At 63.2% G+C, this 13,990-nt stretch carries 13 protein-coding genes and 1 pseudogene; 9 read left to right on the top strand and 5 right to left on the bottom strand.

What is annotated here, in order from left to right; genetic code table 11:
* Window positions 1-307: hypothetical protein (locus tag EJV46_RS23500; protein ID WP_131546735.1), on the bottom strand; the 307-nt coding region annotated here is incomplete at its 3' end.
* A gap of 135 nt (window positions 308-442) precedes the next feature.
* Between EJV46_RS23500 and EJV46_RS01020 the strand changes: the two genes are divergently transcribed.
* From EJV46_RS01020 to EJV46_RS22610, 3 genes are all read left to right on the top strand, one after another.
* Window positions 443-709 carry a hypothetical protein gene (locus EJV46_RS01020; RefSeq protein ID WP_131546736.1) on the top strand — a complete coding sequence of 89 codons (267 nt, stop codon included), beginning with the start codon at window positions 443-445 and terminating at the stop codon, window positions 707-709.
* Window positions 710-2,419: 1,710 nt separating this feature from the next.
* Complete coding sequence (locus tag EJV46_RS01030; protein WP_131546738.1) at window positions 2,420-3,163, top strand: THxN family PEP-CTERM protein; 744 nt, start codon at window positions 2,420-2,422, stop codon at window positions 3,161-3,163.
* A 638-nt stretch (window positions 3,164-3,801) separates the two neighbouring features.
* Window positions 3,802-4,233, top strand: coding sequence for a hypothetical protein (locus EJV46_RS22610; RefSeq protein WP_165585261.1), 432 nt, complete (start codon window positions 3,802-3,804; stop codon window positions 4,231-4,233).
* 110 nt (window positions 4,234-4,343) lie between these two features.
* On the opposite strand, the gene EJV46_RS23505 is transcribed toward EJV46_RS22610, so the two are convergent.
* On the bottom strand, window positions 4,344-4,937 hold the full coding sequence (locus EJV46_RS23505; protein WP_131546740.1) for a helix-turn-helix domain-containing protein: 594 nt from the start codon (window positions 4,935-4,937) through the stop codon (window positions 4,344-4,346).
* A 527-nt stretch (window positions 4,938-5,464) separates the two neighbouring features.
* Entirely contained in the window at window positions 5,465-6,085 is a 621-nt protein-coding gene (locus EJV46_RS01045; RefSeq protein ID WP_131546741.1) for a hypothetical protein, read from the bottom strand.
* 532 nt (window positions 6,086-6,617) lie between these two features.
* Here EJV46_RS01045 and EJV46_RS01050 point away from each other — a divergent pair.
* The 5 genes and pseudogenes from EJV46_RS01050 to EJV46_RS01070 form a co-directional block, all read left to right on the top strand.
* Window positions 6,618-6,908 (top strand): annotated as a pseudogene (locus EJV46_RS01050) (MucR family transcriptional regulator); the annotation flags it as partial.
* A gap of 209 nt (window positions 6,909-7,117) precedes the next feature.
* A complete protein-coding gene (locus EJV46_RS23450) occupies window positions 7,118-7,903 on the top strand; it encodes a DUF3489 domain-containing protein (RefSeq protein WP_131546742.1) in 786 nt (261 codons plus the stop codon).
* Window positions 7,903-8,616: a recombinase family protein gene (locus EJV46_RS01060; RefSeq protein WP_131546743.1), complete on the top strand. Its 714-nt coding sequence runs from the start codon at window positions 7,903-7,905 to the stop codon at window positions 8,614-8,616. Before EJV46_RS23450 ends, EJV46_RS01060 begins: the two co-directional genes overlap by 1 nt.
* A 220-nt stretch (window positions 8,617-8,836) precedes the next feature.
* Window positions 8,837-9,376: a hypothetical protein gene (locus tag EJV46_RS01065; RefSeq protein ID WP_131546744.1), complete on the top strand. Its 540-nt coding sequence runs from the start codon at window positions 8,837-8,839 to the stop codon at window positions 9,374-9,376.
* Between the two features lie 43 nt (window positions 9,377-9,419).
* On the top strand, window positions 9,420-9,815 hold the full coding sequence (locus EJV46_RS01070; RefSeq protein ID WP_370323054.1) for a recombinase family protein: 396 nt from the start codon (window positions 9,420-9,422) through the stop codon (window positions 9,813-9,815).
* Between the two features lie 54 nt (window positions 9,816-9,869).
* Here EJV46_RS01070 and EJV46_RS01075 read toward each other — a convergent pair whose 3' ends face one another.
* Complete coding sequence (locus EJV46_RS01075; RefSeq protein ID WP_131546746.1) at window positions 9,870-10,427, bottom strand: PEP-CTERM sorting domain-containing protein; 558 nt, start codon at window positions 10,425-10,427, stop codon at window positions 9,870-9,872.
* A 609-nt stretch (window positions 10,428-11,036) separates the two neighbouring features.
* Here EJV46_RS01075 and EJV46_RS23125 point away from each other — a divergent pair.
* On the top strand, window positions 11,037-11,387 hold the full coding sequence (locus EJV46_RS23125; RefSeq protein WP_370323053.1) for a hypothetical protein: 351 nt from the start codon (window positions 11,037-11,039) through the stop codon (window positions 11,385-11,387).
* 2,040 nt (window positions 11,388-13,427) lie between these two features.
* Here EJV46_RS23125 and EJV46_RS22620 read toward each other — a convergent pair.
* Window positions 13,428-13,990 (bottom strand): hypothetical protein (locus EJV46_RS22620; protein WP_165585264.1); only part of this gene is annotated, 563 nt, incomplete at its 5' end.

Genomic DNA, 13,990 nt, shown 5'->3' on the forward strand with positions numbered 1-13,990 from the left:
CGCTGGTGCCGTTCTTCTCGCGGATGGCGACCTGCTTGACGGTGTCGCCGAAGGCGCCTGCGTCGTGCTTCTGGAAAAAGCACTTCTTCGCGCGCCCCTGCGGACACCGGATGAGCGTCAACGGCCGATCGGCGCGAACTTCTCCGACCAGTCCAGGCCGGATCGGGTGTAGGCGCGGGCCTGTCCCATCGAGTGCTCCATAGCGCGGACGGCAGGATCCGCGAGTAGCGGACCTACGGAGCCGATCCTCGGCGATCGCCGGGCTAACGGCCGAGCGAGAAGCGGAAGCCCGCCGTTCCCTGATCAAAGACGGGCGCGACCCTTAGCGTCTCGGGCTTGGGCCAGATGATGGGCTGGCACAAATGCTGGCCAAGCCCCGACGGCCCGCTCCGCATTGCATCTGGGTAATGCTATAGTTCGGCATCTCAAAGGAGCGGAGTTCATGGCCGATCGCTTTCAGATCGTCTTCAACGCAGACGGCGTGGTCGAGATGATGCTGCTGGAGGGGGAACTCCGGACGCTCACGTTCGATTCCAGCGGCTCGCCATTTACCACACAAGCCGTGGAGGAGCCGGAGGTCAGGGCTGCTCTTCACCAATGGATGGTGGATACCAACGTCGAGGGCTGGATCGGCTGGCAGGAACTCGCGGCCACACTACAAGGAATGGGCATCGATATGGCCGCAGTCGCCGCGAGGTATCCCGGGTAGAACTCCTCGCCGAGCCGGATGCAGTCGGTTGCACCAACCCCGTCCGAGGGGCCAACGGACCAGAATGTCTGGCGCCGGCGCGTGCAGCAGGATCTCCGGCGGCCTCTCCCAGGCAGACGCCGCGGTCGCCACTCGATCTCGCACCGTGAGCGCGACAGCCCCCGCCGATACAAGCCCGGCTTGAGTGAGGTTCGAGCGGCGCACGGTAGACGCGACCGCCGCTGGAGGGAGTGCAACTCGATGCGAAACCTGGCCACCACGGACCGTCGCGCGCTGCTGTCAGCCCCTCCTCGGCCTGCGCGAGGCGAAGCTTTGCTGATGAGAGCGGGTCCTTAGTTATGCCGGTTGACGCGCACCGCGGCACCTCACGGCGCGAACATCAAGTAGAGCAACCCGCCAACTCCTCCGACCAGGAACCAGATCACGACCTTAGACATCGTCAGACGCGTCTTCGCGCTAGCACCCCTACTCGATGCCATGCCCAACGTGGGCCGGGCCTGATCGGATGACATCTGCAGCTCGAGTGGTGGCATCCTTTACAATCGGAGAACATCATGAAGCAGTTGTCCGGGCTCTCCGGCCGCCGGTATCGGCTCTGACCGTCATCGTCATGGCCCTCTCCCTCGTCGGGCTTGTCTCACCCAGCTCATGCAGCGGCGCCTGGCCGAGCTGATCGCGCAATCCTGATTGGACGTCCACAGATCAGCGACCGTGGTCTAGGGAGAATTCTGCGCCTCGACCGGTGCAATGTTGGGTACATCGCACACCAGTCGTAACACTCGCTTCGCGACGCCTTGGCCGGACCACGACGCGTTCATTCCGGCGTGGTTGTTTGAAGCGAGACTGCACCTTCTCGCCTTCGCCTCGTCCGCCTGCCCAGCTTAGTAATCGCTTCTACCGGTGGCCATGCTTCATGATCCGACGCCAGGTTTCCTCGGCCATGGCAGCGGTTGGTGGGCGGCCCATTCGATCGGTCTTGCCGATTCGGGCGAAATCTGCGGCAGCGAGTCCCCAATCAAGAGACCCACCGCGCTCCATCGCTACGATCACCTCCTTCTGCTGGGCCATCCATCTGCCCAAGGAGCAGGTAAGCCATCCATTATCTCCCCCAGCTTCCTCAGCCATGTTTTCGCCCTGCCGCCTTTTATTCAGGCGGTAAACGAGCTTTTATTCAGGCGGTAACCTTACAATGCGAAATATTCTAAGCTCCTACATTGCCGGAAAGTGGACTCTATGTCGGCGGGGTCATTACTGGTCAGATCTCGGCGTGGCGGATCAACTGCCTCTACAGGGACACCCGGAGCTGCTCGGCCGGCGCGCGGCCGCCCCGCTAAGCCAGACGCCGAACTCCTCTTCTTCACTCAGTCGCATTCCGTTGCGGGCTCAATCCCGGACCGGCTCGGGATGGCCGACACGCCGCGCATGCCAGGATCCGTGCCGGCGGTCGCCGCCATCTGGTGGATCAGCATCCGCCGGCAGCCTTGATGAGGCGTGTGACAAGCCCGCAGCCCCGACAGGCTCACGAATGGAGGCTTCTTTGGAGAGCTTTTCCCGAGGGGGCCGGCGTGTCGGCGAATTTTCCAGAGACGCGCACCGGCCCTTAGAGCTGAATCATAAATCACTGAATCTAAGTAAAAATGTCAGCTGGCATGAAACCTGCTGTTGCCTTGGGCGCCGCGTCGTCCTCTGGCATCAACAAGGAATTCACCTATGCTCAACAACCAACTCCTAGCCGTTGCCTCGGCCGCAGCGCTATCGCTGGCAGCGATCTTCGGAGCAGGATCTGCGAGCGCCGCGTCCGTGACTATCACGGCGACGGCCCCCAGCTGGTCCAACGTGGTCGGCGGAACCAACATCGACTTCGACACCTCCGGCACCGGCAACAGCCGCGTCACCCAGGTCTTCTGGGGTCAGCCCGCCAGCTGGTTCGGCGACCAGAGTGGCCTCGGCTTCAATCCGTCCAACCCGCCCTCCGCTACCGTGCAGACGGACACCGTCTTCCAGCTCGGCACGCTGACCCACTACAACGAGCCGATCAACGGCGGCACGGCGGCCAGCTCGGCCCGCCTCAACCTGTCTACCACGATCTCGGGCGCGGTCCCGACGACGCAGATGTTCAGCTACCAGTTCCTGATCGACGAGACGCCCAACCAGACGCCCTGCGCCTATCCGGGCGGCTCACCCTGCGCCGACCGCATCACCTTCGCCAACCTGACCACCTCCTCCGCCTTCATGATTGGCGGCGTGCCCTACACGATCGAGCTGCTCGGCTTCTCCAGCAACGGCGGCAACACCATCAACAGCTTCTTCAACAGCAACGAGGGCGGCTCCAACTCGATCGGCCTCTATGGCCGCATCACCGCCCCGACCCCGGTTCCGGAGCCCGCGACCTTCGCGCTTCTCGGCGCCGGCCTGCTGGGCTTCGCGGCCGCGCGGCGCCGCCGCCAGAACTAGGTGGTCGACTGGCGTCAGTATGGGTCTCTTGGCTGATGCCTGCTGATCATTCATTAGCCCCGCCGGAGCAATCCGCGCGGGGCATCTTGCAAGGCCGCCTATGACTCGTGAGCGTCTACCGCCTCTCTCTACTGGCACCATTGCTCGGCAGCTCTCTCCAGTCCAGCGTGTCGCCCTGGCAGCTTTGGCCCAGGGAGCCTCATACGCGATCGGCGCCCCCACTATGCGGGCGCTCATGAACTGGAACCTCGTGGTCAGCGCGAACGGGGATGCGAGGGTAACCCCACTGGGGCACGACGTCGTTCAGGAATGTCGCTGTCAGCACGGCGGGAAGGTGTTGTTGGCTGCTGGAGAACGACCATCCTCATCGCCGAGTTCGACCTTTAGCAGCAGCCTTCCACGGCTGCGCCAACGGTGACGTCGGTGCTGCGGTGACCGGGTGAACTGCGGGTCGGAAATCTTTACGAGATCTGGACCCGATCGCGCTCGGGTGATAGCCGTCGGCCCCGAGGACATGCCATTAAGCGGTCGCACTCGGTCAATCGAACCTCATAGCAACCGTCATGCTAATACACCGAAGCGCTTTGGCAGCTTTCCTGACGCTCTGCACTGCGGCCCGGGCTCAGGACGTTTTGAGCTTGGCAGTGCAGCACGAGGCCGAGGTGCACCTCGAGACGTGTCGTGGCAGGAGCCTTGCTGATCGCCAGGCCTGCAACATCGAACGGCGGGATTTCGTGAGGCAGTGTCTCCTCGCGCGTGCCGGCGATTTGCATGGCCAGCGCAGGGTGGCCCATGCGCTCGGGAGACGCTCCGACCGCAATCCCCTGGTCTCCGGGGTCAAGGCGGATCCGATCCAGGCCTGCGCTTGGCGGCTGATTATCATCACCTACGCTAGCCATCTGGATGCTGGCCCGGAGGATGAAATGGAGGAACGGCGCGACTGCGCCCTGCTGAGCGACGCAGAGCACTCATCGGCGCAGCTTCGAGCGGCGGAACTAGCCGTCCTTATTGCGCAGCACCCGACGCCCCATCCACCTCGCGAGGCTGAACTGGGTTCGACGGGTAGATAGATACGAGACCCCGACTGAAAATATCAGCGCGCCCCAGCTGCTATGCAGCGGGTCAAAGCTCGGTGAGCTTCGTTGCACTTGCCCTTCAGAGCCTGGGCTGACGCGGAGACCTATTCTGCTGCGTGAACCCCCGCAGCTTCCATCATCGGGGGCTGGTGTCGGACTGATATCGATCGTGCGAAACCCATGACGGCTCCGCGTCGGCGATCGTCTGTGAGCGACGAAAAGAGCTCCACCAGCTCCACGAGATCGTTAGATGACGGCGCACCGCCTACGCTCAGCGAAGGCATAGGCGCTGCTACGGGCTCGCGCATCAAGTCTTCCGGCCGGACGCCTAGCACCGCCGCGATTGCAATCAACCTGCTGGCAGCTACGCGGGTCGCACCAGTTTCGTAGCGATGCAGCTGAGCTCCAGTCACCCCGACGCGCCCGGCGATCTGCTTCTGCGTGAGACCTTGCTTGCGGCGCAGATCCTTCATCCGGCGGCCTACCTGTCCATCGTCTAGTGTGGGTGAGCGGTTCGAAGCCACGCGCGGAGCCTCGGCCGCCGTCCGAACTGAAAATTCGGAACTTCTGTGTTCGGTCCGGCGGGAGGAGGGGGTTTGATCCAACATGAGATTGCCTTTTGCATCTGACGCCGCTTGGGGGGCGAGGGGTCGCATAATCCGCAGGAGGAGGGTACGGTGTTGCAAAGATAACTCCATTCCTGAAAATTAGATGCCAAAAAATCGGCATTGCCATTATTTTCGTCCTGAGTGAGTAATTTGCGTCAGTCGCCGTAATTTGGTGGTTTAGACAGAGCGACAAACGATCGGTACTGTTCACAATCGTAGGGCTCTCCGCCCCCCCCCCGCGGTGTGTGCCCCGACTATGCAGATGCGGATCGAAGGCGGCCTTGTGGTGGAAGCCCTAGCTGCGCGGGGGCCGTCATCCTGAACCATCAGGTCGCAGACGAGCCATGGCGTTCATGAAGCGAGCTATGGCGGTCATGAAGGTGGTCTCAAGCCCGGCCGCAGAATGGACTATTCTCTTTGGCGGCGACGAGTGGATCGGGCGTATACTGAATCCGCTGCGGCGGCGCTGAAGGAAGCGCTATTTTGCTGGGGGACGCCCTGGCGAATGGACCATGGCGCGGGTTGCCCGCGGAGCGATGGAGCCGGTTTCGAGTCCGGCCCGCAGTCAATCTCTACTTCTGCCTAACACGCGCACAATTTTGAGTAAGTGATGTGAGCTACTCCTGGCGGACATCCCGACCGTTTGGATCGAAAACATAGGTCGTCCCCTCCCATGCTCCGAAGTCCAGTTCGTAGTAATTTGCCGGATAGCTGGCGAGGTTGAGAGTGTCAGCTAGATCTTCGAGAAAGTTAAGGTTCTTAGCTGTATACGTGAATGCTTGAAAATCTGGAGAAGCTCGAAGCCGCACGCCTGCATTTCGTGCAATGGCCTTGCACATCGCCAGGCCGTCGTACTGAAAAGTCGCGGGTCCATACTTGCTCGAATTTGCTGGATTCGATGTATCAGCGAAATTACATACGTTCATATTTATAATACCATTCTGATGAAATTTTCCCTTCAATACTTTCCACAAATGTGCATTCTCTAACTTGATATTCTCATATCCTAAATATGCGCCGTATCCACCGCTCTCCCGCCAAGTGTACCAATGGTCTCGAGCGATTTTACCATGAGCGTAGACATTCAGCAATACAACCGACGAGGATTTTGCCGCTATGCTCTTGAGAGCCTCCGACAAAGATTCATCATTTCTAATAAGATACACCTTATCATAAATGTATGCATCTTTGATACTGTTTCCGATCGTCGAAGACATAATTGCATATTTTTCGGGCATTTGACGTCCCTCTGGAAAATTTACTTAGAATGCATATCGGTTGGTTTACTGTCTAGGAGAGCGTGCTTGCAGTGCAGCCGTCGGTGCCTCCTATATCGAGCCGGGCCCGGCATGGCCGATCGCCTCGCCGCCACCGGCTTCACTCTTCATGCGGAAGCCGGCGCAAAGATCGAGTGAGCGTCAGGACATCAGGCAGGCCCGCTGCGTCATTCAGGCCCCGCAGGCGGCCGGCGCCGTGTAGATGTTGGCGCCAATCACCATCACGTGCCCGCCCGCGATGCTCCCGGCCTGGGCGCTCCAGCTTGTCCGCCGACACGGCGCGGCGTGTACGAATGCGGCAACGAGCTGCGGGGACGAACGAGACTGAGGGGCACAAGAGCTCGAGTATCGGCTGGACGGTCCTCGATATACGAGGCAACGCCCTAGCCTCAAAGCTCTTTGCCGAGAGAACGTGGTGTGGGTCCGTATGCCATCGACGTGAACGTCTCTGAATAGCACATACTGATGGCATCCCCTGAAGAAAGATGATTGTCCCGAGGGGCCTGCGGTTCCGATAAAGAAATCGATCACCCCCGAGTTCCTGGTGAGCTTGGAGGACGGCAAGAAAGTTAAAATGCTGAAGCGGCACGTCATGGCCACGTATAGACTAACCCCTAAGCAATACAGGGAGAAGTGGGGTTTGCCCAGGGACTACCCGATGGTAGCGCCCAACTACGCGGCCAGGCGCTCTGAACTGGCTAAGGCCAATGGCCTTGGCCATAGCGGCAAGGCTGAGCCAGCTCCAGTCGCCAAGGGCAAGAAGGGGAAGCAAACCACGGTTTGAGATCCTCAAGCGCGCCAGCGCGGGCCCTGTGAAGCCTTGTGATGCTCCAGTGGCTGGAACCTCGCAAAGCGGCTCACCGGGCGAAGCAAGGCTTGGCGTTTCCTCGCGTCCGAGCGAATGCTCACTCACGCGCAGCGCTTCGCGCGGCCCCGCTGAGCGGGGCTCGGGCTCGTAGCACCCGGATGATCGGGTGCTGAACGGAGCCCGACATGACGAAGCTTTCCGACACACAGGCCAGTATTCTCAGCCAGGCGAGCCGGCACGAGGCGCTGCTCGCGGCTGCACCCAGCAACCTGCCGGCCGCAGCGCGTCAGGCGGTCATCCGTAGCATGCTCAAGAACCTGTTGCTGGAGGAGGTGCCGGCGCCGGCCGAGCACGGCGACCTTGCCTGGCGCCTGGGCGAAGGCGGCGTTCCCATCGTCGTGCGGATCACCGCTGACGGCCTGCGAGCCATCGGCGTGGAGCCAAGCGAGCCCGGCGAGTTTGGAACGGAGCACCGCGAAGTGACCGAGGCGGAGGAGGTCGCGGAACTCGCGCTGCAGCAGGAGGCGCTGGACTCGGAGAAAGCGGCACAGCAGGCGCTGGCAGCCGCAGGGAGGGAGCAGGCCCCACCGGTGCGCCAGGGCCTGCGGGAGACAGCCCAGGCGGCAGTGACCGCGTGGGAGGCGCAGGACGGCTTGGAGGCCGCGCTGGCGGCCCTTAAGGCGGCGCTGGGTCGGCAGACCCCGGTCCGCACGCCGCGAGCCCCGCGCGAGGGCACGAAGCAGGAGGCGGTGCTGACCCTGCTGCGGCGGGAGGAGGGTGCGACCATCGCCCAGGTGATGGAGGCCACCGGCTGGGCGCAGCACACGGTCCGCGGCTTCTTCGCCGGGCTCAAGAAGAAGGGCGTCGCCATCGAGGTGCTGGAGCGGGTCAAGCAGGTCAGCTCCGGCAAGCAGGGTGCCAAGGGCAGCTACAGCATCTACCGCGTCGCTAGCCCGGCGGTGGCGGGCTGATGCGGGCTGGCAGCACCACGCGCTACGCGGTCGGGCTCTACCGGGTCTCGACCGCGGAGCAGGGTCAGAGCGGGCTAGGTCTGGAGGCTCAGCAGGCGAGCGTGCGGGCCTTTGTGGCGAGCCAGGGCTGGACGTTGGTGTCAGAGCATTCCGACATCGCCAGCGGCAAGGACGACCGGCGGCCGGGCTTCCAGGCGGCATTGCTGAAGTGCCGGCAACTGGGTGCAGTGCTTATCGCCGCGCGGCTCGATCGCATTACGCGCCGCGCTCATACACTGTCGCAGTTGCTGGAGGATGGCGTCTCGATCCGCGCCGCGGACATGCCGGGCGCGGACGATCTGATGATGAGAATCTACGCGGCGATGGCGCAGAAGGAGCGCGAGTTGATCAGTGCACGGACCAAGGCGGCGCTGGCTGCTGCGAAGGCTCGAGGGACGGTTCTGGGTGGGGATCGGGGCTACCGGTCGGTTCGCGGCCCCGACGCGGCTTCTGCTGCCATTGCGCGGCGTTTGGAGGCGGAGCGTGCGGCGCATCGGCTGGCGCTGGGGATCGAGGCCCTGCGTGAACAGGGCATCGTGTCCCATGCTGCGTTGGCCCGGGCCCTGACGGCGCGCGAGGTGTCGACGCCGCGCGGTAGCTTGATCTGGACCCATACGACGGTGGCTCGCCTGCTGGCGCGCAGGGATGCCTCTGCGCTAAAGGCGCTTTGCTGAGCCACAGAATCTTCGCAGGCAGGCCGCGGTTTGCGCAGTCGTTGCATAAGGCGGGGGTAGCGTCCTGCGCTGGCGCAAGCCAAGATTGCGTGGACGCTGACCGTGAGCGGCATGCGGGCCTTGATCGAGAAGGCGCACGGCCTGTCTGGGCGAGGCCGCATGGATGACCACGAGAGCGGCGCCAAGTGAACGGGTTTGGCGAGCAGCACATAGGATCGTCATGGCGAAGGCCCGCAAGCTGAAGGTCTTCCAGGCGCACTTCGGCTTCTTCGACACCATCGTGGCAGCGCCGAGTCAGGCCGCGGCGTTGCAGGCCTGGGGTGTCCATCGGAACGTCTTTGCCGACGGGCATGCCAAGCTCACGACCGATGAGGCAGCCGTGGCGGCGGCGACCGCCCACCCGGAGACCGTTCTGAAGCGACCGGTCGGCTCCGATGGGCCTTTCGAGGTAGAGCCGACGCTGCTTCCTGAGATACCTGACGTGCCGTCGAAGAAGGCGACGCGGAAGGCAGCGAAACCAGCAGCGAAGAAGCCGCCTCCCCCGCCACCTGACCGGTCCTTCCTGAGCAAAGCTGAGGCAACACTGCGTGCTGTCGATGAGCGGCGGAGGGCCGAGGGGGCTGCGTTAGATGAACGCCAAGCGGCGCTCGATGCGGAGAAGGTTGCGGCCCAGGCGAGCTACGTCGAGGCGCGTCGAGCCGCGACGGCGCAGGTAGCAAAGGCGCTGGCGGCCTACCGCAAGGCAGGCGGTCGAGACTAAGACCAGCTGGATGGACTCCACAGGCTATCGAAGCAGCTGGAGGATGGCGTCTCGATTTGTGCTGCGGACAGGCCGGGCGCCGGCCGATCTAATGATGCGCATCTACGCCGCCATGGCTCAGAAGGAGCGCGAGCTGATCAGTGCGCGGACGAAGTCGGCGCTGGCCGCCGCCAAGGCGGGGGGCACTATGTTAGGTGGGGATCGCGGGTATCGGCCGGCTCAGGGGCCTGACGCCGCGGCTGCGGCCGGAGCACGGCGGCTTGAGGCGGAACGCGCGGCGCACCGGCTGGCTCTGGAGATTGAGGCCTTTCGTAATCAGGGCTTCGTCTCCCACGCTGCGTTGGCTCGAACTCTAACCGAGCGAAGTGTGCCCACCCCGCGAGCGTCCGGCATCTGGACGCATACGACGGTAGCCAGGGTCACAGACCGCCTTCGCTGACAATCAATGTTGATGCCTAGGACACCCTCGCCACGGAGCAAAATACGGCCTCGGTCAGGCAGCGCCCGCTTTTGCCGCTTTGATATTAAATCTCTGCCGGGCGATGCCTAGACCGATCAAACCCAGGCTCACCAACGCTAGTGTCCCGGGCTCGGGGACTGCCGTAGCGGGCGGGACGTTGGACACGAAGCTGACTGTTCCTGCAGTAGTACTGTTTCCCGTACCGGCACCGGGGGTGGAGCGCCAAAAAGAGATGAAAGACGGAGTCAGCGTGGAGGCGCCGTCAATCACGAGCGCGAAGTCATCGACACCAATATGGAATGCATTGGCATTCCCAGCAGCACCGATGATTAACCTATCCAAATAATCGACAAAGGTGAAATGAAGCGTGGGCTGATAGGAAAAGCTGAAAGCGCCGGTCGAGATGCCGGTTGCTTCGTTCACAAAGCTGGCCGCGTTGTCGAACGTGAGAGAGATATCCCCGCTCGCGTTCGAGGGCGAGCCTGTTGCGGTGAAGCTATATGTTCCGGTGATAACCGCCGCTTCCGCTGCCGGGAGAATTAAGGCGGAAGCCAGAATCACTCCCGCTCTAAGCGCCATCCATATCCGCATCGCATCATCTCCAGACTTGGTCGAGCACCGAAGGCTCGTGGCGAAACCAAGCAAACGATATGCCAGGCAAAAAGGCCTTTTTGGTTCAACTTGTTGTGGTTCGTTCGGGCGCAGCGCGGCGCCGCAGTGTAAAAGTTGGAGAGAGGAAATGTCGGTGGGAGGAGGCTGCCGTTCGACTAAGCCGGCGTGCCGTCAGCGCGAAGCTCGACGCTGAAGGCAAGGCGGAGGCCAAGAGGAACAACCCTGCTGCCCGCTCTGGATCAGCGCATCGAGGCCCTTCAGCGGGTCGTCGGCCAGCCTGGTTTACGAACTCTCCGCCACGCCATTCTTCCTGCGCGGCTCAGGCTACCCTGAGCGCACGCTCTTCCCCGGCTGGTCTCCGACTTGTCCCTGATCGACGCCATCGGATGCTGTATCGGAACATTCGGATGTGAGCTGCCCACGCCGGACCAGCTTCCCTCGAGCTCACCGGGGCCCTCCAGGCGCTTACGGCCACTTCCGTCTGGTGTACGACAACTGGGCCAGTCGCGGCGGCAGCATACGCTGTCGCAGCTGCTGGAGGATCGCGTCTCGATCCGGGCGGCGGACATGCCGGGCGCGGACGACCTAATGATGCGGACCTACGCGGCGATGGCTCAGAAGGAGCGGGAGCTGATCAGCGCGCGGACAAAGGCTGCGTTGGCTGCTGCCAAGGCGCGGGGGGGCGCCGCTGGGCGGGGATCGGGGGTATCCGCCGACGGAGGTCCGGAAGGCGGCATCTGCGGCCGCAGCGCGCCGCTTCGGCGCCAAGACCGCAGCTGGCCCCCTGCTTCGCGCCGGCTCGGTCTCACGTTCGGGGCAAAATCTGTCAGGTTCGCTTTCGGCACACCTCGCACTTTGATGCGCGTCGGATCGCTATGGAGCATGGACTATCTGATAAGTAAAAAGGTGTTATCGCTGCGTTATTCGTATGCACTATAAGAAATAAGAGTGCCTTATGCGAATTATGAGAATGGCCCTGCCAATTATATTGAAAAAATCGGAGGTCTGTTCTTAAATTCGGAGGCAGCGGAGATGTCTCATGAAAAACCTTGTCGGACCAGTCAGCGCCATCGTTCTCTTGGCGGCCTGCCAGCAGATGCCTACCGGTCCCACTGCCTCCGAGGGGATGTACAACTCCCTGGTGGCCCAGTGTAGCGCGCAAGGAGGGCGCGACCGACGGGGCGAAAATGCCTGTCGCCAGGCAAATACCCTGGCCGGTCAGGTAGCCGGTGAACGCGCCCAACGGGACTCTCAAGCCGCCTCAGTGGCACAGAACAATGCCATTACCACTGGTGTCGCAGGCGCAGCCGCGGGCGTGGTCGGAGGTGCTCTCATCGGCGGCGCACTCTCCGGCCCACGCTATGGATACGGTTATCGCGGCTATGGCCCCTATGGTTACCGGTGCGGATATTGGGGTTGCTGAGGGTCTGAGGCGACACGGCGCAAGCGGTCCGGTTTGGTGGCCTGCGAGCGCTGCCCGCGACGGCGCTGGAGGTAAATTTCTATGACCGGTCAACTGTCGAACTGTTCGTCACAGCTTGGCTGCGCGGCCAAGCTGCTGCGCTTCCGCCCAGCGATGGGCCGCAGGTTGCCACCCGCGATCACGCCCGGGGCAACGTGGTCCTGCACGAGATCAGGATCAACTTCTTCGGCTCCTCAGTGTTCTCTCGGATCCTTTGCCACAACGCTGCGATGCAATCCGGTGGCGGCGGTTCGACGTGCGTCCAGTTCTGAGGGAATATCTTCGTTGAGGACAATCCTCGCTGGGCTTCTCGCGCTCGGTTTAACGGGGCTGCCGGCTGCCTCCCAGTCGACGGCGAACGGGAAATTCTGCGTGCGGCATTCGGGCGGCGAGTTCGACCTGCTGCTGGTGCGTCCCATGCCGGGCGGCGCCATCAGCTTTGGCCTATCCTCATGGTCCAGCGGAAGCAACTTTGCCTTAGCCGGCGTCGCGCAGCCGGCTGGCAGGTCTTACCGCTTCGCGGAGAACTTGAGTGCACCCGACCCGGCCGAGCGTTGCGAGGTGACGCTGACGCCCGAGGCAGGCGGATATACCGTTGTGACTCGGGAAGGCGCGCGATGCGAGGCCAGGGCGGGGCCACGCGCGGTTCTGCGAGGGACGCTTCGGTTCGCCGCTTCGTCCCGCACCGCCGATGCGCCTCGACGGATTACCCCGGAGGCGGTCATGCGTGAGCCCTGCGAGGAAGTTCCGCCTGCACCCGCCGCCTCCGCCGCTCCGGCCCGCCGGGCGCCCGCGATGGCGTGTCCTGCCTCGGTCGCGGGTGCCTCCCTGGACGGCTTCACCTTGAGCGGCACGACCTCAGTCTTTTCCGAACCCGGGCGTTGGCTGGTCGCCGAGTTAGGACGGGGACGAGGCCTCCGAGCGACCTGCGTATACGCAGGGGTTCTGGACGTGCACGAGTTCCGGGTGCCGCCGACCGCCCGGGGCTGTGCCTCGGCTACGGGCCGGGATCTCAGCTGCGAATAGAAAGGCTATTGTGCCGCATCTGAAGTCCAGCATAGGCGCGATGCGCTCAGTTCTGGTACAGATGCATTGTTGGTCTGTGCGGATGGCGGCCAGGCCGTACAGATCTACATGGTTTACGCGCCGGAACCGCCCGCTCGCCGGAGACGGCACGGGCGGAGTTCATGGCGCAGCCGGGCATCCGGTGCTCGCCATCACTAGGCAGCGCGAGGCCACCGCCCGCGCGTAAGCGCGATACTCGGCAAAGATCACGTCTAGTCCGGCTGAGTCAGCTCGCAACATAAGGCAAGCTGGGCTCGACAGCGGCGCCGGCTTTGACGGGGGCAGTGACGGTATCCGGCCCGGAAGCGTGCCCCCCATCTCTCCACAAGTGTAGGGCATCATAATCTTCGGCCCGATGCACGGATGCCGCGGCACGCGGCTCTGTAAGTCCTCCTGTTCAACACCGATCAACGGTCGTTGGTCGGTGTTGAACAGATGCGATTGAGCGGCGGCTATGGCTTGGGCTTTGGAGCGAAGCGCTCCGTCCATTCCTCCGCGGTCATCTCGGGCGGCATGTCGATGGCGAAACTGGTGCGGCGCCTCGGACTGCGCGCCCTAGGATCGTCGTCATCCCGATCCTGCTCGAGACGGATGATCCGCATCAGCTCCTCATCGGTCATCTCCTCCGGTGGGTAGCCGCCGCTGATCACGGCGCCGGGCGTGAAGCCATGCTCGACTTGCTGCTTCTCGCGCCACCCGGCCCGAGCTTTCATCCAGAAGATCGCCGCGGCGACGTTCTTGCCCTCCGTGGCCATCCGGAACAGCGACTGCGCCACCTTGCTCGTCGCCTCGATCGAGCCCTTGTCGATCTCGTTGCGGAAGTGCTTGCGCAGTGTCTTGGCGTCGATATCGAAGAACGTCGCGATGTCCTCCTGCGGGATGCCATATCCCGACATCGCCCGCACAGTGCGCCGCTGCTCCTCGGTCGGACGGTAGGGAAGACCCTGGGTCATGCCGGCTCTCCCGCGCTCGTCGCGGGCTCCTCGGCGCGCCGGGCGGCGGTGGCCGCGTAGCT

It is taken from the genome of Roseococcus sp. SYP-B2431, from assembly GCF_004336745.1.
Lineage (GTDB): Bacteria > Pseudomonadota > Alphaproteobacteria > Acetobacterales > Acetobacteraceae > Roseococcus.